The following is a 17,975-nucleotide window of genomic DNA, read 5'->3' as shown; positions in this document are numbered from 1 at the left end:
TCCAGGGGTAACGCATAAAGAGGCATGATACGGTCTTTAGGGCCAGACCTCGAGCCGCCCTGTTACGGTGCACAACGCGGTACAAGCCGCGTATGCCACCGGTTATGAAGCGGTCCATTCGAAAGTAAGGGAGAGCGGCGATGGCAGTCAGCCTGCTGTTGGTGGCGGCTGGAGGAGGCCTGGGAGGGATGTTGCGTGTGGCGGTGGGCAATGCGGTGAGCCGGCGCCTCGGCGTCGCCTTCCCCTGGGGAACCCTGGCGGTCAATCTCAGTGGCTCTCTGATGATCGGCTTGCTGGCAGGCCTCTTAGGGCCACCGTTGCCGGGCGAGGTAGGCAGCGCCTGGTCGCTGTTGGCCATTGGCCTGCTGGGTGGCTACACCACGGTGTCGACCTTCAGCCTGCAGACCCTGACGCTGTGGCAGGAGGGGCGCCCGCGTATGGCGCTGGCCAATGTGCTGGCTACCCTGGTGCCTGGCCTCTGCGCGGTGGCTGCCGGCGCCTGGCTGGCGGGAGGCCTGACATGATCGATTGGCGGGCCTACGGAGCGGTCGGGGCCGGCAGCGCCCTGGGCACCTCCCTGCGCTATCAGGTCAGCCTGGCGCTGCTAGCCCTGCCGGGGCCCTGGTTTCCCTGGGCAACCCTGGCGGTCAATATGCTCGGCTCCTGGTTGATCGCGCTTTTCGCGGCCCTGGCCGCCGCCCGCCTGCAGGGGCGGGTAGCGCGCTGGCAGCCCTTCCTGGTGGCCGGCTTCTGCGGTGGCTTCACCACCTTCTCGCTCTTCGGCCTGGAGCTTATACAGCTGCTGGCCGAGAGTCGTTTGCTCGCTGCCTTTGGCTATGGCCTGGCCAGCCTTGTGTTGTGGCTGGCCGCCGCCTGGCATGGCCATGGGGTAGGTCGGCGACTGGCCGCGTCCTGAGTCACTCAGGGAGCCGCCAGCTGTCGGGGCACTCGGCGGCGCGATAGAGGCGCTGGGCGGTAGTGGCATTGCGTTGCTCGGCCACCCGGGTCCGGCCACCCTCCAGGGCGTCCAGCAGGGCATCGTCGGCATGGCGCACGGTGAGCAGTACCAGGTCTTCCTGGCGTGCCACCGAGAAATGCTCTTCCAGCGCCTCCAGCGCGGGAGAGAGTCTCTCCGGCTGGTGGTTGACGGCCAGGCGCAGCCGCAAGGCCTCGACATCGATCAGGTTGGCGTGCAGGCCGGCCTCGGCGAAGCGTGTCAGGACCTCGGCCATTAGCGCCTCATCGACGAAGCTGCCGTCGCGCGGGCTTACCTCAAGCAGCAGCTGGTCGTCGCGCAGCATGCAGGCGGGCAGGGTGTCGCCCTCGCCGAGCTCAGGCCCGATGATGCTGGGAGCCGCCTCGGGTTCGAGGAAGGAGCGTACCGTCAGCGGTATTCCCCGGCGCTGCAGAGGGGCCAGGGTGCGGGGATGGATCACCTTGGCGCCGTGCCAGGTCTGCTCGAGGGCCTCTGCGAAGCTGAGCCGTGCAATCTGCCGAGCATTGGTGAAGCGCCGCGGGTCGGCGTTGAACAGCCCCGGCACATCCTTCCAGATGGTCAGCTCGTCGGCGTCCAGCGCCTCGGCGAGGATTGCCGCGCTGAAGTCTGAGCCTTCGCGACCCAGGGTGGTCATGACGCCGTCCGCGGTGGCGCCGATAAATCCCTGGGTCAGCAGGACCTCGTCGTTTGCCTGTGCGAGCGATGCGATGCGCTCCCGGGTCGCCACCCAGTCGATGTTGGCCGCCTGATGGCGATCGTCGGTAATGATCAGTTCCCGGGCATCGCACCAGCGGGTCGCCACGCCGATCTCGTTGAGCCAGGCGGCGACCAGTGTGGTGGAGAGCAGCTCGCCGATGCCCACCGTCTGGTCATAATGGAAGGGGAAAGGGGTGTCCCGATGGGCATGGTGCGCGTTGTCGAGTTCGGCCAGCCGCTGCTTCAGCTCGTCGGCCACGGCGGACTCTGGTCCGAACAGCGCCTCGGCCACCGCCAGATGGTCATCGCAAATCGCCGCTAGCCGCCGGCGGTAGAGCGTCTCATCATCCTGGCGGGCCGCCTGAAGTAGCGCCTCCAGGGCGTTGGTGGTCTTGCCCATGGCAGAGGCGACCATGGCTGATGGCCTCGGCGCCTTCTCGGCCAGCAGCTCGCCCATATGACGGATGGCGTTGGCGTCCTGGATCGAGGCGCCGCCGAACTTGTAGACCCTGAGCATCGCAGGCTCCTGTGGCAGTGGATTTCCTCCACCATAGAGGCCAGGGGCGCCACGGTGAAGTACCGGAAGAATTTGGGCGAAAACCCGGGGCCAGAAACAAAAGAAGCCCCGAGAGGGGGCTTCAGTCTGGTGCAGTCCTTCGGTCTGGCGTGTAATCGGTGGCGCGGTTGGCTCAGCTCAGTCGTTGCATGTAGTCCACGTAGCCGAAGGTCCGTACCGTGCGCACCGCGCGACTCGTCTCACCGATTCGGCAGATGGACGGCAGGCGGATGCCGTTGAAGGTGGTGGTCTTGACCATGGTGTAGTGGGCCATATCGGTGAACACCAGGCGGTCGCCGATGGCCAGTGGCGCATCGAACGAGTAATCGCCGATGACATCGCCAGCGAGGCAGGTCATGCCGCCCAAGCGATAGGTATGAGCCTTCTCGCTCGGTTCGCCGGCGCCGATGATCTGCGGTCGATAGGGCATCTCCAGCACGTCGGGCATATGCGCCGTGGCCGATGTGTCGAGAATGGCAATGGGGCCGTCATTCTCGACGATATCCAGCACCGAGCAGACCAGATAACCGGTGTTCAGCGCGACCGCCTCGCCCGGCTCCAGATAGACCGTGAGGTGCGGGTGGCGCGCCTTGAAGTCACGGATCAGCCTTACCAGCCGCTCCACGTCGTAGTCCTCGCGGGTGATATGGTGGCCGCCGCCGAGGTTGACCCACTTCATGCCACCTAGATATTGGCCGAACTTTGCCTCGAAGGCCGCCAGGGTCTCCTCCAGGGCGTCGCTGTTCTGCTCGCACAGGGTATGGAAGTGCAGCCCCTCCAGGCCTTCCATGTCGGCACCTGCCAGGTCCTTGGCCCGGGTGCCGAGCCGCGAGCCCGGCGCGCAGGGGTCATAGATCGGCACCGCGCCAGTGGAGTGCTCCGGATTGACCCGCATGCCGCAGGAGACGCGCCGAGGGGCTGCCATGACGATGTTGCGAAAATGCTCCCACTGCCCCGGTGAGTTGAAGCTGAGGTGGTCCGCGTAGCGCAGTACCACCTGCATCTCTTCCTCGGTGAAGGCCGGTGAGTAGCAGTGCACCTCGCCGCCGAAGGCCTCGGCGCCGAGGCGTGCCTCATCCTGGCCGCTTGCCGTGGTGCCCACCAGGTACTGGCGTACCAGTGGGAAGGTATCCCACATGGCGAAGCCCTTGAGCGCGAGCAGGATCCTGGCGCCGGTGCGTGCCTGGATCTGACCCAACAGTTCCAGGTTGCGGCGCAGCAGGGCGTCGTCCACCACATAGGCCGGTGAGGGGCAGGCCCCAACGTCGAAATCCATTCCGACGTTCGGGCCGAGGTTCAGAGTCGCGTCGCGTGTGTCAGCCATGGATCAGGCCAGCGGGTCGTCGTCGGGATCCAGCTCGACCACCTGCCAAGGCAGGCCCATCTCGCCGATACGCTCCATGAAGGGGTTGGGATCTAGCTGCTCAACGTTGAATACGCCCTCTCCCTTCCAGAGGCCTTCCAGCATGAGCATGGCGCCAGTGACTGCCGGCACGCCGGTGGTGTAGGAGATCGCCTGGGACTTGACCTCTTCGTAGCACTTCTCGTGATCGCAGATGTTGTAGATGTACACCTTGCGACGCTTGCCATCCTTGATGCCGTCCAGGATCACGCCGATGTTGGTCTTGCCCTTGGTGCGGGGGCCGAGCGATGCCGGGTCCGGTAGCACGGCCTTGAGGAACTGCAGCGGAGAGATCTCGATGCCATCGACCTTGATCGGCTCGATGCTGGTCATGCCGACGTTCTCCAGCACCTTCAGGTGGGTGATGTACTTGTCGGAGAAGGTCATCCAGAAGCGGATGCGCTCCAGGCCCTTGATGTTCTGGACCAGGGACTCGAGCTCCTCGTGGTAGAGCAGATAGAGGTCCTTCTCGCCGATGCCGTCGAAGTCGAACGTGCGCTTCTCGGCCAGCGGCGGAGTCTCCTTCCACTCGCCCTTCTCCCAATAGCGACCGTTCGCGGTGATCTCGCGAATATTGATCTCGGGGTTGAAGTTGGTGGCGAAGGGATAGCCATGATCGCCGCCGTTGGCATCCAGGATATCGATGCGGTGGATCTCGTCGAACAGGTTCTTCTGGCCGTAAGCGCAGTAGATATTGGTCATTCCGGGATCGAAGCCGCAGCCCAGGGTGGCCATGTTGCCCGCCTTGGCAAAGCGCTCCTGGAAAGCCCACTGCTCCTTGTACTCGAACTTGGCTTCGTCGGGATGCTCGTAGTTGGCGGTGTCCAGATAGGGCACGCCGGTGCGCAGGCAGGCCTCCATGATGGTCAGGTCCTGATAGGGCAGGGCGACGTGGATCAGCACGTCTGGCTTGAACGACTCGATCAGCTTGACCAGCTCATCGACGTTGTCGGCGTCCACCCGGGCGGTCTGGATGGGACGATCCAGTTGGGCGGCGATCGCCTGGCACTTGGCCTCGTTGCGGCTGGCCAGCAGGATCTCGCTGAAGACCTCGGGGTGCTGGGCACACTTGTGGGTAACAACGCCGCCGACGCCGCCGGCGCCGATAATCAGGACTTTGCTCATGGGGGTTCGAATCCAGATCGGGGAAAGTGGAAGTGTCTTGGCCTCGCCCGACACCCCGACAGGGGAAGACGAGAGGGCGCTGATAATGGCGTTCCCCGAGGCTGCTATCAAGTGCTTTTCGCGTCAAGCCTGTGACCAAAGTGGTAGCCCTGGCACTCGGGGGAAGCGGGTCAATCCAGCACGATCAGGTGATTGGGCAGCTCGTTGCGCTCGTGGGTGGCCGGCACCTGCTCCTTGAGATGTTCACCGCAGGCCTCGATGCACTCGAGGAAACCTTGCAGGGTTTCGCCGGCTTTCACTCGCTGGGTGAACGTTGCCACGATAGATTGCCAGGTCTCGTCGCTGATACGCGCCGAGATGCCTCGATCGACCAGGATTTCCACATAGCGCTCGGCTTCGGAGACGAAGATCAGCATCCCTGTTCCGCCCTCGGTGTGGTGCAGGTCCTGTTCGAGGAACTGTCGCCGTGCGAGGTTGGCCGCCCGCCAGTGGCGTACCGATTGCGGGATAAGCCGGGTGGTGATGTTGGGGATGCGGAACATCAGTCCCAGCGCGATAAAGGTCGCCCATTGCACCAGCGTCAGCTCGTAGGCCGTCAACCAGCCGGGAAAGTAATTGACCGCCCCGGGCACCACCAGGGCCAGCAGGCCGGCCCAGAGCAGCGGGATATAGGCATAGTTGTCTGCACGTGGAGCCAGTACGGTGACCAGCTCGGCATCGGTATCGCGTTCGACACGATTAATTGCCTCGGCTACCTGGCGTTGCTCGTTTTCACTCAATAAAGCCATAGGGGTCGTGATCTCCGAATCCTGATTGTCATGTCGGTGTCGCCACCGGCCGGAATGCTGGATTACCAGCCGCCTGAAGCGCCGCCGCCACCGAAGCCGCCGCCGCCACCGCCGAAACCACCCCCGCCGCCGCCGAAGCCGCCGCCCCCGCGCGACCTGCCGCCGAGAGCACCGCCCAGCAACATGCCGGCCAGCAGGCCGCCGCGTCCGCCGCGTACCAGGGTCATGACGACGACGAACATCAAGAAAAAGAGAATCGATGCGGGTCCTTTGGGCCCCTGCTCCCCAGCCGGGGCGCTGGACGTGGCGATGGTGTCCGTGGACTCGCCACCCAGCACCTGAATCATCGCCTCCACGCCCTCGGTGATGCCGCGGGCATAGTCTCCTTCTCGGAAAGCCGGCGTGATGATCTGGTTGATGATCGCCGATGACTGGGCATCGGTCAGGCGACCTTCGAGCCCGTAGCCGACCTCGATGCGTACTTCACGTTCGTTCGGCGCGACGATCAGCAGGGCCCCATTATCATCGTCTTTCTGACCGATGCCCCAGTGGCGACCCAGTTGATAGCCGTACTCTTCGATGGCATTGCCATCCAGATCCAACACGGTCACCACGACGAGCTGCTCGGTGGTAGCGTCTTCATGTGTCTCGAGCATCCCGGAGAGGCGCGATTCGACGGATGCGTCGAGCAGGTCGGCCTGATCCACTACACGCCCCGTCAGTTCAGGAAACTCGGGCGCCTGGGCCTGAACGTTGAACGCGGCCAGTAGCAGCAACGTCAGCAATGAAAGGCGTAATCGATTGTTCATTCAAACTCCACTTGCGGGGCTTGGTCCGCGTTCTCCGTTGTGGCTTCGAAGGTCTCGCGAAGCGACATGTCGCTGTAGAGGAAACTGTGCCAAAGGCGGCCAGGGAAGGTGCGGATCTCGGTGTTGTAGCGCTCGACCGAGGTGATGAAGTCACGCCGTGCCACCGCGATGCGGTTTTCGGTCCCCTCCAGTTGCGATTGCAGGGCCAGGAAATTCTGGTTGGACTTCAAGTCTGGATAGCGCTCAGACACCGCCATCAAGCGGCTCAGTGCACCGGTAAGTTGCTGCTGGGCCTGCTCGAACTGACGCATCTTTTCCGGGTCGTCCAGCGACTCGGCGTCGATCTGGATGGACGTGGCCTTGGACCGTGCCTCTACCACGGCAGTTAAAGTCTCCTGCTCCTGCCGGGCAAACCCCTTGACCGTCTCGACCAGATTGGGCACCAGGTCCGCGCGTCGCTGATACTGGTTTTCCACTTGTGCCCAAGACGACTTCACCTGTTCGTCGTAGGTAGGGATGTTGTTGACGCCGCAACCCGTCAACAGCATCGCCATGATCATCACAAGGGCAAACCGCCAGATGCGAGGGTCGGGGAGCGTGGGGTGTCTCGTCGGCATGGGGGCGATCATCCTGTCATTGCGATTCGAAGACGCCAAGGTACAGCTCAGGCTGATGCGAAGGAAGCGATGCCATGTTATGGATAGGCGGATTCGCGATCTAATCGGCTTGGCCGTCGCTGCTGGTGCGTACGACCTGCCCGCTGATGGGCGACCTTGCGGCGGGGATGTGTCGGAATCGAACCGACATCCCTTGTAGGGCAACAGCGACGACGTCAGGGGATGGCCAATAAACGAAAAAAGCGCCCGTAGGCGCTTGATTCGTCGACTTGATTGGTGGAGGCGGCGTCCAACCAAAAAATTATACAAGCTTATGATTTTCAGATAACTTTGCTGGTTGTGATCTTATTTATGCCCCCAAATATGCCCCCTCAAGATGGCTGCTGGATCATCGGGGCCAACTTCATCATGGTCCTCTCCGTCGAGGCAGTCCAGAGCCGGCATTAACTGGAAGCGCTGGAGCCGGCCAGACCAAGGAGACACGGAACAGGATAATTCGCCCTCCATTGCATCAACAAGGCCTCCTTGCCTAAGGTTACAGAGTGAAACATCTCACTCCATAGGCTCAAGGAAGACTCATGCCCTCATCACTGATGCGTTCTACCCTGCTGGCCGCTGTGGCCTTGCTCGTTTCCGCTTGCGCTACACCCAGCCCACCCACCTGGCAAAAGGAAGGCGTCAGCGCCGAAGAGACTCGCAACGTCTATTCCGAGTGCCGTTATGAAATTGGCATGTCGGACAAGACCCAGGCTGAGAGACAGCAGCTGCTCAACTACTGCATGGAGCGGCATGGGTTCAGGCTCCGCCGCTAGTTGCCACCAATCCCCCGTGGCCTTCCCGCCCCAAGTTTGATGAGATAGGGCCAGTCACCACGGCCGCATGATGCGGTCGGCTCATCTATCTCAGGGAATCGCAGGTCATGATCCTTACCCTCAACCAGCTGGAACGGCACCTGTTCAAGGCGGCTGACATCCTGCGCGGGCGCATGGACGCCTCGGAGTTCAAGGAGTACATCTTCGGCATGCTGTTCCTGAAGCGCTGCTCGGACGTCTTCGAGCAGCGCCAGGAGGAGGTCCGCGAGCAGCTCAGGCAGGCCGGCAAGGGCGAGATCGACATCGCCAACGTCATCGAGATGCCGAGCTGGTACAAGGCCACCTTCTATGTGCCTGAGCAGGCGCGCTGGTCCTATCTGCTGAAGGAGGCCCACCAGGGCGTCGGCAATGCGCTGAACAAGGCGCTGGCCGGCCTGGAGGAGCACAATCCCAGCCTCGCCGGGGTGCTGGAGCATATCGACTTCACCCGCAAGGTGGGCTCCACCACCCTGCCGGACAAGAAGCTCCGCGACCTGATCGTTCACTTCAGCGAGTACCGCCTGCGCAACGAGGACTTCGAGTTCCCCGACCTGCTCGGCGCCGCCTACGAGTACCTGATCCGTGACTTTGCTGACTCCGCCGGCAAGAAGGGCGGCGAGTTCTACACCCCGCGCCCGGTGGTCCGCATGATGGTGCGGCTGATGGACCCCCAGGAGGGCCACAGCGTCTACGATCCCTGCATGGGCTCCGGCGGTATGCTGATCCTCTCCAAGGAGTACCTGGAGGAGCAGGGCGGCGATCCGCGCCGGCTCAACCTCTTCGGCCAGGAGGCCTCCGGCTCGGTATGGGCCATCGCCAAGATGAATATGTTGCTGCATGGGGTGAGCTCCGCCGACCTGCGCAACGACGACACCCTCACCGACCCGCAGCACGTCGAGGGCGGCGAGCTGGTGCGCTTCGATCGCATCCTCACCAATCCGCCCTTCTCCATCGGCTACACGCCCAGCCAGCATTTCCCGGAGCGTTTCCACTACGGCAGCGTTCCGGAGGGCGCCAAGAAGGCCGATCTGATGTTCCTGCAACACATGGTCGCCTGCCTCAAGTCCGACGGCCGCCTGGCCACCGTCATGCCCCACGGGGTGCTGTTCCGCGGCGGCGACGAGAAGCGCATCCGCGCCGGCCTGCTCGAGGACGACCTGGTGGAGGCGGTGATCGGCCTGGCCCCCAACCTCTTCTATGGCACCGGCATCCCGGCCAGCGTCCTGGTGCTGCGCGCCAAGGGCGCCAAGCCCGATGAGCGCAAGGGCAAGGTGCTGTTCATCAACGCCGACCGCGAATACCACGAGGGCCGCGCCCAGAACTATCTGCTGCCGGAGCATCTCGAGAAGATCGCCAGCACCTATGAGGCCTTCGCCGACGAGCCCGGTTTCTCCCGGGTGGTACCGCTCATGGAGCTTCGCGACAACGACTACAACCTCAACATCCGCCGCTACGCCGACAACACCCCTCCACCGGAGCCCCAGGACGTGCGCGCCCACCTCAAGGGCGGCGTGCCGGTGGCCGAGATCGACGCCAAACGCCCGCTCTTCGACGCCCAGGGCCTCGACCCCATGGCGCTCTTTATGCCCAGGGCGAGTGACTCCGAATACGTGGACTTCGCCGAGCAGCTGACCGAGAAGCGCAACCTCAAGCCCGCCATCGAGGCCAACGCCGGCCTCACCACCAAAGAGGCCAGCGTGATGGCCGCCTTCGAGGCCTGGTGGGCCGAGCACGGCGCCAGTATCACCTCGCTGACCGGCAACGGCGGTCGCCTCACCCGGCTGCGCGACGAGCTGCTGGGCAGCTTTACCGCGGCGCTGGAGCCCACCGCCATGCTCGACCGCTTCGCGGTGCGTGGCATCATTGCCGGCTTCTGGTTCGACAACAAGAACGAGTTCCGCACCCTGCAGGCCCGCGGCTGCCTGGGTGTGGTGGACGCCTGGCGCACCTCCATCGTCAGCCTGCTGGAGGACGAGCAGAGCAAAGCCAACCCCCTCGACCACCGCCTGGTCCACTTCCTGCTGGAGGAATACGTCGCCGAGCTCGAAGAACTCGCCGCCCGCAAGGCGGAGCTGGACACCCGCATCAAGGCCGCCGAGGCCAAGCCGGAGGGCGACGACGGCGACGATTCGGAAGCCAGCGACGGCGATGACGATGACGCTCCGACACCGGAGCAGATCAAGGCCTGGAAGAGCCAGCGTACCCAGGTGCGCAAGTCCCACAAGGCCAAGGTCGCCAGCTTCGAGCAGCACCTCAACGCCGCCGTGGATGCTTTGGACGAGCCCGCCGCCGCCGAGCTCGTCGGAGACATTCTGCACAACGACCTCAAGGGCATCCTCGAGCGCTATATCCGCCAGCAGCGCCAGCAGGTGATCACCGCCTTCGAGAACTGGTGGGACAAGTACCGGGTTACGCTGGCCGACATCGAGACTGAGCGTGATGCCGCCGCCAGAGAGCTACAGCAGTATTTGGGGGGTCTGGGGTATGTTTAAGAAAATCCCATTATCTGACTTGACAATAAAGATTACTGACGGCTCTCACTTCAGCCCTACCCCTGTAGAGCAGGGAAGGTTAATTGCCAACGTGAAGGATATGCAGGGAGGTCATGTCAATCTGGATTCATGCACAAGAATCAGCGATAAAGATTATTCTAAGTTAGACGCATCAGGGTGCGTTGCAAAAAAGAATGATGTTCTTCTTTCCAAAGATGGCACTGTTGGAAAAGTTGCGATAGTGGATGATGATAACCAGCTTGCCACCTTATCATCAATTGCAATTATCAGAACATTAGAGCAAGCCAACCATAGGTATGTTGGTCAGTTTTTAAAAAGCGAAGATGCAAAAAGGCAATATGATAACGCAATGTCCGGAAGCGCCCTTCGTCGCCTGGTTCTTCGTGACATAAACAGCTTAAAAATCCCCACCCCCCCCAAGGTTGAGCAGGAACTCATCGCCCACCTCCTCGACACCCTCGACACCCAGATCCAGAAGACCGAGGCGCTGATCGCCAAGCTGGAGAAGGTCAAGGAGGGCCTGCTCCATGACCTGCTGACCCGCGGGATCGACGAGAGCGGCCAGCTCCGCCCCAGCCCCGAGAAGGCGCCGGAGCTCTACAAGGAGTCGCCGCTGGGGTTGATTCCGAGGGAGTGGTCCTGCCAAGAATTAGCCGCCGCTGCGGATGTTCAACGTGGTCGGTTTACACACCGGCCACGAAATGATCCTGCCTTCTACGGCGGAGACTATCCTTTTATACAGACCGGTGATGTTGCTGCAGCTAAGGGAGGGATTGTGATCGACTTCTCCCAAACATTAAGTAGATTGGGCACTACTGCCAGCTCCCTTTTTCCAGCGCGGACTATAGCCATAACAATTGCAGCAAACATTGCGGACACCGCAATTTTAGGAAGGCCCATGTACTTCCCGGACAGCGTTGTTGGTGCAGTGGTTAATGACGGCGCCAATGCCAGATTCGTAGAACTCTGCATAAGAAGGGCAAAGCGTTCACTGGATGCTAGGGCACCGCAAAGTGCACAGAAAAATATCAATTTGCAGGATTTGAGGCCTCTCCTTATACCTTTCCCCTGCCTGTGTGAGCAAAATCGAATAGCTGAAAGCTATGAGGTTTTTATGGGCCGAGTGCTGGCGGAGCGGCAGAAGCTGACAAAGCTAAAATCCGAGAAGATAGCTCTCATGGACGACCTCCTCACCGGCCGCGTCCGCGTCACCCCGCTTCTCGAAAAGGCCCAGGCCACCACCCCGGCATAGACCGGGGCTCTTACAACAACATCAGGGTCACAACGCACAGGGAACCGCCATGACCACCTTCGACAGCACCAAACGCTCGCTACCCGAGTTGCTCAAGGACATCACCACCGGCAAGATCCAGCTCCCCGACTTCCAGCGCGGCTGGGTGTGGGACGACGACCACGTGCAGAGCCTGCTGGTCAGCATCGCCCGCTCCTTCCCCGTGGGCGCGGTGATGCTGATGGAGACCGGCGGCGAGGTGCGCTTCGAGACCCGGCCGGTGGAGGGCATCAACCCGGATAGCGTGACCAAGGCCCCGGACCAGCTCATCCTCGACGGCCAGCAGCGCCTCACCAGCCTGACCCAGGCGGTCGGCCTAACCTCCCCGGTGGACACCCGCACCGCCAAGGGCAAGGACATCAAGCGCCACTACTACTTCGATATCCGCACCGCCCTGGAAGGCGAGGACCGGCTGGAGGATGCCGTGGTGGCGGTGGACGAAACCCGCCAGAAGCGCAGCAACTTCGGCCGCGACGTGGATCTGGACCTCTCCAGCCGCCAGTTGGAATGCGAACTGCTCCACTTTCCTTGCGACAAGTTGCTGTCACCGAATGAGTGGGCCGGCGACCTGTTCAAGTACAACAAGGATCAGATCGGCACCTACTTCGAGTTTCAGGAGAAGGTCCTCAGTGCCTTCTCCGCCTACCAGCTGCCGGTCATCGAGCTCAAGAAGGAGACCTCCAAGGAGGCCGTATGCCTGGTGTTCGAGAAGGTCAACACCGGCGGCGTGCAGCTCTCGGTGTTCGAGCTGATCACCGCCAGCTACGCCGCCGAGGGCTACAACCTGCGCGACGACTGGTTCGGCTCCGATATCCGCAAGGTGCCCTCGCGCCAGGCTCGCTTCGACCAACACGAGCTGCTCAAGGACGTGCAGAGCACCGACCTTCTCCAGGCCATCACCCTGCTGCACACCCGCGAGCGCAAGCTACAGGACCTCAAGGACGGCAAGACCGGCAAGCAGGTGCGCCCGGTCAGCGCCAAGCGCGCCTCGGTGCTGGACCTGCCCCTGGAGGCCTACCAGCGCTGGGCTGATCAGGTCGAGAAGGGCTTTGTGGAGGCGGCCTACTTCCTTAAGGGCGAGTGTTTCTATAGCCGCCGCGAGATGCCCTACGCTACCCAGCTGGTGCCGCTCGCGGCGGTGCTTACCCTTCTGGGCAATCGCTGGCGCGAGCCGCGCATTCACCAGAAGCTCTCCCGCTGGTTCTGGAGCGGCGTGCTCGGCGAGCTCTACGGCGGCGCCGTGGAGACCCGCATCGCCCTGGACCTGGAAGAGCTGATGAACTGGTTCGAGGACGACGCCGAGGTGCCGCGTACCGTCATCGATGCCTCCTTCGACCCCACCCGTCTCGAGTCCCTGCGCAGCCGCAACAGTGCCGCTTACAAGGGCATCAACGTGCTGATCCTGCGTGAGGGCGCCAAGGACTTCTTCTGGAAGGGAGATATCCAGGAGCTCGACCAGCAGGGCGTGGAGCTCGATATCCACCATATCTTTCCCCGCGCCTGGTGCGAGGCCCAGAGGCTCTCCTATCGGGTCTACGACGCCATCATCAACAAGACGCCGATCTCCGCCAGGACCAACCGCATGATCGGCGGAGACGCGCCCTCGCACTACCTGGCGCGCCTGCAGGGCCACGAGCAGGTCCAGCTCGGCGACGAGGCGATGAACGCCATCCTCGAGGGCCACCGCATCCCCACCGAGGCCCTGCGCGCCGACGACTTCGACGCCTTCTACCAGCAGCGCAAGCGCCGCCTGCTCGAGATCATCGAGAAGGCCATGGGCAAGAAGCCGCTGGTGGGTTCCGATGAGGGCGTGCCGGAAGCTTCTGAAGGAACTACCCAGGAGGTCTGAGCACTGACCTGACGTATCGGGAATCTCAACGGCGGCGAAGGACAACAAGGATACCGCCATCGCATTCGGTAATAGGGAGTCATGGATGAAGGAATGTACCGTCATTGGAGTAGGCGGGGCCGGCCTGTCGTTGGCACAGCAAGCTCACAAGCTGGTCAGTGGCCGTTTCATGGCCATCAATACGGATCGCAAACAGCTGGAAGACCTACCGCCAGAAGAGCGGCTGGTGATAGGTACGAAATGCTGCGGTGGCTTGAGTGCCACATCGCCGGCCCGCGGTCGCCAGGCAGTGGAAGAGTCGCTCGGCGACATCAGCGCTCGATTACCCAACAGCGGCAAGGTGGTGCTTTTGGCAGGGCTGGGAGGCGGTGCCGGAACCGGGGCCATGCCTACCCTCGCCAAGGAGTTCATCCAGCGGGACCTGAATCTTCTTGTGGCCGTTACGCTACCGTTCGGGCTCGAGGCTGAGAGACGCGAAGCCGCCTTGGCAGGACTGAAGGAGTTGGAGGCAACCGGTGCCACCATCATCACGCATGACCTTTCAGAAAGTATCAACGGGTCGATGGGACTGGAGGAAATACTTGTGACAAGCGCGGAAGACCTCGCTCAGCGAGCGCAATCTTGGATCAATGGAGAGTCCGATGCTCAATGACCTGCTCATGACAGATGCGCTCATGGAGGTAGTCAGCGATGCCCGTGAGAAGGCCAACAAGCATGGGGAGCGCTTCAATATCTTCTCGATTCTCAGGGCTCATCGAGACGAAGCGCGGACCCACTCTAGGTTCTTGCACGAGCTGCTGAACCCACAGGGCCGTCATGGTGAGGGTAGTGCCTTCCTGCACCTTTTCCTCGAGAATGTCCTGAGGCTTCAAGCGTCCGGAGAAGGTCGCTATCGGGTCAGCCGTGAGTTGGCCACAGAAGAAAAGCGTCGAGTCGATATCGTCATCGAGTCTTCCGACACCATCGTCGGCATCGAGCTCAAGATTGATGCGGCCGACCAGCCGGCCCAGCTTCATGACTATTACCAGGAACTACAGCGGCGTGCAGGCGGTGATAAGCAAATCGTTCTGGTGTATTTGACACTGGATGGGAAAAGCCCATCGGCCATGAGCCTGAATTCGTTGAGAAAAGAGAAAGTAGCCTGCCTCTCTTTCGCCGATGACGTCTCACTCTGGCTCCAGGCCTGCATCGAGAAAAGCCAACACAAGCCCGCTCTGGCGCATGCCATCCAGCACTACCAGCAGTTGATTCATAACCTGACAGGGAAGGGAGGAACAATGAACGATCTAGTGGCCGGTGAGCTGAACAGTGACATGGAGCGCTTCAAGGAATCCCTGGAGGTCGAGAAGTCACTTCCCAAGGCCAAAGCCTCAGTACAGGAGGTGTTCTGGCAAGAATTGAGAGCCGCCCTCGAGTCCGAGTTTGGAATCACGCCGAGTGTCTACGGCGGGAAGAGCATCGCGGCCATTTCCAAGGACTACTACTCTAAGAGCAGAGATAACAAGCATGTTGGTCTCAAGATGCCAATCTGCAGGCTCGAAGACAAAGATATCTATCTCTACATCAACCTCTACCATGCCGTTCACTATGGCCTCAGGGTAGAAAACGAGTCAGGAATTGCCATTCCTTCTCCTGACCTGAGGGAGATGACTCGAAAGGAAATAGGGAAAGGAAATGCTGAGGCTGATAGAGAAGCCACTTGGTTGATCTGTTACTACTACAATCCCGCAGCGGGCGATAACGATAAAATCATCAATTTCAACGATTTCAACAGCGCAGCTGTTGGCCTCCTGGATGACGAGATGCGCCGTACATTGATCGCGGACATGGTGGCTCACCAAGGCGAGCTTGCCGAGAAAGCCAAAGCGCTGTGTAGCCGATAACAGCAGCGGACGAGCCAATGCCGACTTACGGAAACATTCTCCTCAGACAGGACGAGAACGGCGCATTCACCACCGCCCGGCGGGCGCCGCTGGGCTTCACCGATGGCCGTAACGAGGCCTGGCTGCGCGATTTGCTCGCCGATAACCCGGACCTGCTGCCCATCGAGGAGGTCGATCCCTCCTTCGCACCCCTGTTGCCCCTGTGCACTGAGCTGCAGACCGAAGCCGGCCCGGTGGACGCGGCCTTCATCAGCCCCACGGGGCGGCTGACGTTGGTGGAGTGCAAGCTGTGGCGCAACCCCGAGGCTCGCCGCAAGGTGATTGCCCAGATCCTCGACTACGCCCGCGCGGTATCCCAATGGAGCTACGCGGATTTGCAGCGCCAGGTGGCAACAGCGACCAAGCGCGAGGGGAACGTGCCCTTCGAGGTCGCCCGCGAGCTGCAGCCGGATCTGGACGAAGCCGCCTTCGTGGACGCCACCGCCCGTTCCCTGCGTGAGGGGCGCTTCCTGCTGCTGATCGCCGGCGACGGCATCCGCGAGGGAATCACCGGCATGGCCGAGCTGATCACCCGCAACGCCGCACTGGGCTTGAGCTTTGGGCTGGTGGAGGTCGCGCTCTACCAGTTCGGTGAGCGGGGCCTGGTGGTCCAGCCCCGTGTCGTCGCGAGAACCGAGACCATCGAGCGCACCTTCGTGAACGTGAGGGAGGGCGGCACCAGCCGTCTGCACGAGGTAGTGGACGATGCCGGTAGCGAGGTCGAAGCCGTCTCGGTGACGGAAGATCGTGCATGGTGGGAGCCGATCACCCGCATTAACTTCGATGATCCGGAGCAAGAGGCACCGTCCTACCGGCCCCGCAACCACGTCCGGGTTTCGCTACCCTATCCGGGGGTCTGGCTCACCGCCTTCCGCTCCATGGGGGAAGGCGTCTGCGGCGTGTTCTTCACCGGCGCAAAGTCGGAGGCCAGGCAGGTGCTTGATCGTCTCAACGAGGAGCGTGAGCAGATCCTCGCCGAACTCCCGGAAGGCGCCGACAACCGCCGCTCCAGCGGCCAGCCCGGCTTCGCCATCTATGCTCAGTTCAGTGACTTCGCCAGCGACGACGAATGCCGTGAGTGGCTGGCGCAGCAGCTCAACCAGTTCGTCAACGCCCTGCGCCCGCGGTTGAAGGCGATGGGCCACTGACGCGGCCTTGAGCCGGGGGAGCACCTGGATGAACCGGTATCGCACCACAGGATCACAGGGCAGCGCCGAGCCCGGCTCAGATGGCCGGGTAATGGCCAACAGGCTCGGCATCACCGACCAGGAGAGCCTGGATGAGGCCGAAGCCGAGCTATTGCTGAAGCTGTACGAGGAGGTGTTCGGCTCATTGGCGGAAGATCAGCCGCTTGATACCGCGCTGCTGAAGCACTGGCACCATCGTTGGCTCGGTAGCGTCTACGACTGGGCGGGTGAGGAGCGCCAGGTCAATCTGGAAAAGGATGGCTTCCCGTTCGCCGCAGCGAGACAGCTGCCCTATCTATTGCGTGAACTGGATCAGAAGTGGCTGAGTCGGCTGACGCCCTGCAGCAGAATGAGCCATGAGGAAGCGATTCGCGCCATCGCTCAGGTCCACGTCGAGCTGATCCTGGTGCATCCGTTCAGAGAGGGAAACGGCCGCATCGCCCGTCTACTGGCCGATGCCATGGCCTATCAGGCGGGACTGGGACTGCTGAATTACGATGACTGGAGACTGAACAAGGAGGCCTATATTCAGGCCATCCATGCCGGGCTCGACGAAGACTATGCGCCAATGGTGGAGCGGGTCAGGCAAGCGGCAGGAACTTGAAGCGGGACTTGCCAGAGCGAAGCCTGGCCTCGATTCCGCGGCTGGCCTCGCCAGTTTCCACGGCGGTGGAGGAGGCAACGCTCTTCAGGAGGGCGTCACGGCTCACGGTACGTCGCTTCTTGGGGGAGCGGGATGTGGTCATGCCTGTCTCTCCTTGCTGATATGCTCATTTTACGCGCATACCGCGCCCCCTGCATCAAACACCTACAGCACCATGGAGCCACGGTATGGCAGGACCCGAGTACACGGACGTCGAGAAGCCCTTCATCGACCAGCTGGTGGGTCAGGGGTGGGAGTTCCTGGCCGGCTCGGTGGACGATCCCGCCGTTACCCACCGCGAGAGCTTCGCCCAAGTGGTGATGGAGCCGCTGCTGCGTGAGCGACTCCGCGCCATCAACCTGCGCGACGGCAAGCCCTGGCTCAATGAAGCGCGCCTGGATCAGGCAGTGTCGGCCATCACCCGGCTGCCGGCGAGCAAGGTGCTGGAGGCCAACAGGCGCGCCACCGAGCTGCTGCTGGGCGGCCTGCCGGTGGAGGGCCTCGAGGGCTGGGACGGCGGCCGTGGCCAGAACCTGCGCTTCATCGACTGGGAAACGCCGGCCAACAACGTCTTCACGGTGGTCAATCAGTTCAAGGTGAAATGCCCGCCGGGCCATGACGCGTGGAAGGGCCACGTGATCCCGGACCTGGTGCTGTTCGTCAATGGCATCCCGCTGGTGGTGGTCGAGTGCAAGAGCCGCACCGTACCGGAAGGCATCAGCGATGCCG

18 protein-coding genes are annotated in these 17,975 nt (G+C 62.2%); 11 read left to right on the top strand and 7 right to left on the bottom strand.

The window, feature by feature from the left end; genetic code table 11:
- Positions 1-140 precede the first annotated feature (140 nt).
- Entirely contained in the window at positions 141-524 is a 384-nt protein-coding gene (gene crcB / locus ACFODV_RS06325) for a fluoride efflux transporter CrcB (protein WP_379756368.1), read from the top strand.
- Positions 521-916, top strand: a complete 396-nt coding sequence (locus ACFODV_RS06320; RefSeq protein WP_379756365.1) for a fluoride efflux transporter FluC — start codon at positions 521-523, stop codon at positions 914-916. Before crcB ends, ACFODV_RS06320 begins: the two co-directional genes overlap by 4 nt.
- 1 nt (position 917) lies before the next feature.
- On the opposite strand, the gene ACFODV_RS06315 is transcribed toward ACFODV_RS06320, so the two are convergent.
- The 6 genes from ACFODV_RS06315 to ACFODV_RS06290 form a co-directional block, all read right to left on the bottom strand.
- Complete coding sequence (locus ACFODV_RS06315) at positions 918-2,210, bottom strand: aspartate kinase (protein ID WP_379756362.1); 1,293 nt, start codon at positions 2,208-2,210, stop codon at positions 918-920.
- Between the two features lie 172 nt (positions 2,211-2,382).
- A complete protein-coding gene (gene nspC, locus ACFODV_RS06310) occupies positions 2,383-3,525 on the bottom strand; it encodes a carboxynorspermidine decarboxylase (RefSeq protein WP_379756359.1) in 1,143 nt (380 codons plus the stop codon).
- 51 nt (positions 3,526-3,576) lie between these two features.
- Positions 3,577-4,776: a saccharopine dehydrogenase family protein gene (locus tag ACFODV_RS06305; RefSeq protein WP_379756356.1), complete on the bottom strand. Its 1,200-nt coding sequence runs from the start codon at positions 4,774-4,776 to the stop codon at positions 3,577-3,579.
- A gap of 170 nt (positions 4,777-4,946) precedes the next feature.
- Entirely contained in the window at positions 4,947-5,564 is a 618-nt protein-coding gene (locus ACFODV_RS06300) for a TPM domain-containing protein (protein ID WP_379756353.1), read from the bottom strand.
- 62 nt (positions 5,565-5,626) lie between these two features.
- The gene (locus ACFODV_RS06295) at positions 5,627-6,373 is read right to left on the bottom strand and encodes a TPM domain-containing protein (RefSeq protein WP_379756350.1); all 747 of its coding nucleotides are present in this window, start codon (positions 6,371-6,373) and stop codon (positions 5,627-5,629) included.
- Positions 6,370-6,990, bottom strand: a complete 621-nt coding sequence (locus tag ACFODV_RS06290) for a LemA family protein (RefSeq protein WP_379756347.1) — start codon at positions 6,988-6,990, stop codon at positions 6,370-6,372. Before ACFODV_RS06290 ends, ACFODV_RS06295 begins: the two co-directional genes overlap by 4 nt.
- Before the next feature lie 578 nt (positions 6,991-7,568).
- On the opposite strand from ACFODV_RS06290, the gene ACFODV_RS06285 reads away from it, so the two are divergent.
- The 8 genes from ACFODV_RS06285 to ACFODV_RS06250 all read left to right on the top strand — a co-directional run bounded on the left by ACFODV_RS06285 (position 7,569) and on the right by ACFODV_RS06250 (position 17,207).
- Entirely contained in the window at positions 7,569-7,802 is a 234-nt protein-coding gene (locus tag ACFODV_RS06285; protein ID WP_379756344.1) for a hypothetical protein, read from the top strand.
- Positions 7,803-7,909: 107 nt separating this feature from the next.
- Positions 7,910-10,333, top strand: a complete 2,424-nt coding sequence (locus ACFODV_RS06280) for a type I restriction-modification system subunit M (RefSeq protein WP_379756341.1) — start codon at positions 7,910-7,912, stop codon at positions 10,331-10,333.
- Positions 10,326-11,606 carry a restriction endonuclease subunit S gene (locus tag ACFODV_RS06275; protein WP_379756339.1) on the top strand — a complete coding sequence of 427 codons (1,281 nt, stop codon included), beginning with the start codon at positions 10,326-10,328 and terminating at the stop codon, positions 11,604-11,606. The genes ACFODV_RS06280 and ACFODV_RS06275 overlap by 8 nt, the downstream gene beginning before the upstream one ends.
- Before the next feature lie 49 nt (positions 11,607-11,655).
- Positions 11,656-13,494, top strand: a complete 1,839-nt coding sequence (locus ACFODV_RS06270) for a GmrSD restriction endonuclease domain-containing protein (protein ID WP_379756336.1) — start codon at positions 11,656-11,658, stop codon at positions 13,492-13,494.
- Positions 13,495-13,579: 85 nt separating this feature from the next.
- A complete protein-coding gene (locus tag ACFODV_RS06265; protein WP_379756334.1) occupies positions 13,580-14,146 on the top strand; it encodes a hypothetical protein in 567 nt (188 codons plus the stop codon).
- Complete coding sequence (locus tag ACFODV_RS06260) at positions 14,136-15,377, top strand: PDDEXK-like family protein (RefSeq protein WP_379756331.1); 1,242 nt, start codon at positions 14,136-14,138, stop codon at positions 15,375-15,377. Before ACFODV_RS06265 ends, ACFODV_RS06260 begins: the two co-directional genes overlap by 11 nt.
- A 17-nt stretch (positions 15,378-15,394) precedes the next feature.
- Positions 15,395-16,564: a hypothetical protein gene (locus ACFODV_RS06255; RefSeq protein ID WP_379756328.1), complete on the top strand. Its 1,170-nt coding sequence runs from the start codon at positions 15,395-15,397 to the stop codon at positions 16,562-16,564.
- Positions 16,565-16,592: 28 nt separating this feature from the next.
- The gene (locus ACFODV_RS06250; RefSeq protein ID WP_379756325.1) at positions 16,593-17,207 is read left to right on the top strand and encodes a Fic/DOC family protein; all 615 of its coding nucleotides are present in this window, start codon (positions 16,593-16,595) and stop codon (positions 17,205-17,207) included.
- Here the strand turns inward: ACFODV_RS06250 and ACFODV_RS06245 are convergent.
- A complete protein-coding gene (locus ACFODV_RS06245) occupies positions 17,185-17,349 on the bottom strand; it encodes a hypothetical protein (RefSeq protein ID WP_379756322.1) in 165 nt (54 codons plus the stop codon). The genes ACFODV_RS06250 and ACFODV_RS06245 overlap by 23 nt on opposite strands.
- Positions 17,350-17,434: 85 nt before the next feature.
- Here ACFODV_RS06245 and ACFODV_RS06240 point away from each other — a divergent pair.
- Positions 17,435-17,975, top strand: a 541-nt coding sequence (locus ACFODV_RS06240) for a type I restriction endonuclease (RefSeq protein ID WP_379756319.1), incomplete at its 3' end; no start/stop codon positions are given.

The sequence above is a fragment of the Halomonas tibetensis genome (assembly GCF_042643535.1).
Taxonomy (GTDB): domain Bacteria; phylum Pseudomonadota; class Gammaproteobacteria; order Pseudomonadales; family Halomonadaceae; genus Halomonas; species Halomonas tibetensis.
The sequence above is the reverse complement of the archived record's forward strand: the minus strand, read 5'-3'. Positions and strand labels throughout refer to the sequence as shown.

What these genes read in the sequence shown, in the direction of transcription:
- ACFODV_RS06270 (WP_379756336.1), top strand. Translation starts at nt 11,656, where the DNA reads ATGACCACCTTCGACAGCACCAAACGCTCGCTACCCGAGTTGCTCAAG.
- ACFODV_RS06245 (WP_379756322.1), bottom strand. Translation starts at nt 17,349, where the DNA reads ATGACCACATCCCGCTCCCCCAAGAAGCGACGTACCGTGAGCCGTGAC.
- ACFODV_RS06255 (WP_379756328.1), top strand. Translation starts at nt 15,395, where the DNA reads ATGCCGACTTACGGAAACATTCTCCTCAGACAGGACGAGAACGGCGCA.
- ACFODV_RS06280 (WP_379756341.1), top strand. Translation starts at nt 7,910, where the DNA reads ATGATCCTTACCCTCAACCAGCTGGAACGGCACCTGTTCAAGGCGGCT.
- crcB (WP_379756368.1), top strand. Translation starts at nt 141, where the DNA reads ATGGCAGTCAGCCTGCTGTTGGTGGCGGCTGGAGGAGGCCTGGGAGGG.
- ACFODV_RS06290 (WP_379756347.1), bottom strand. Translation starts at nt 6,990, where the DNA reads ATGCCGACGAGACACCCCACGCTCCCCGACCCTCGCATCTGGCGGTTT.
- ACFODV_RS06285 (WP_379756344.1), top strand. Translation starts at nt 7,569, where the DNA reads ATGCCCTCATCACTGATGCGTTCTACCCTGCTGGCCGCTGTGGCCTTG.
- nspC (WP_379756359.1), bottom strand. Translation starts at nt 3,525, where the DNA reads ATGGATTTCGACGTTGGGGCCTGCCCCTCACCGGCCTATGTGGTGGAC.
- ACFODV_RS06265 (WP_379756334.1), top strand. Translation starts at nt 13,580, where the DNA reads ATGAAGGAATGTACCGTCATTGGAGTAGGCGGGGCCGGCCTGTCGTTG.
- ACFODV_RS06295 (WP_379756350.1), bottom strand. Translation starts at nt 6,373, where the DNA reads ATGAACAATCGATTACGCCTTTCATTGCTGACGTTGCTGCTACTGGCC.
- ACFODV_RS06320 (WP_379756365.1), top strand. Translation starts at nt 521, where the DNA reads ATGATCGATTGGCGGGCCTACGGAGCGGTCGGGGCCGGCAGCGCCCTG.
- ACFODV_RS06300 (WP_379756353.1), bottom strand. Translation starts at nt 5,564, where the DNA reads ATGGCTTTATTGAGTGAAAACGAGCAACGCCAGGTAGCCGAGGCAATT.
- ACFODV_RS06260 (WP_379756331.1), top strand. Translation starts at nt 14,136, where the DNA reads ATGCTCAATGACCTGCTCATGACAGATGCGCTCATGGAGGTAGTCAGC.
- ACFODV_RS06275 (WP_379756339.1), top strand. Translation starts at nt 10,326, where the DNA reads ATGTTTAAGAAAATCCCATTATCTGACTTGACAATAAAGATTACTGAC.
- ACFODV_RS06305 (WP_379756356.1), bottom strand. Translation starts at nt 4,776, where the DNA reads ATGAGCAAAGTCCTGATTATCGGCGCCGGCGGCGTCGGCGGCGTTGTT.
- ACFODV_RS06315 (WP_379756362.1), bottom strand. Translation starts at nt 2,210, where the DNA reads ATGCTCAGGGTCTACAAGTTCGGCGGCGCCTCGATCCAGGACGCCAAC.
- ACFODV_RS06250 (WP_379756325.1), top strand. Translation starts at nt 16,593, where the DNA reads ATGAACCGGTATCGCACCACAGGATCACAGGGCAGCGCCGAGCCCGGC.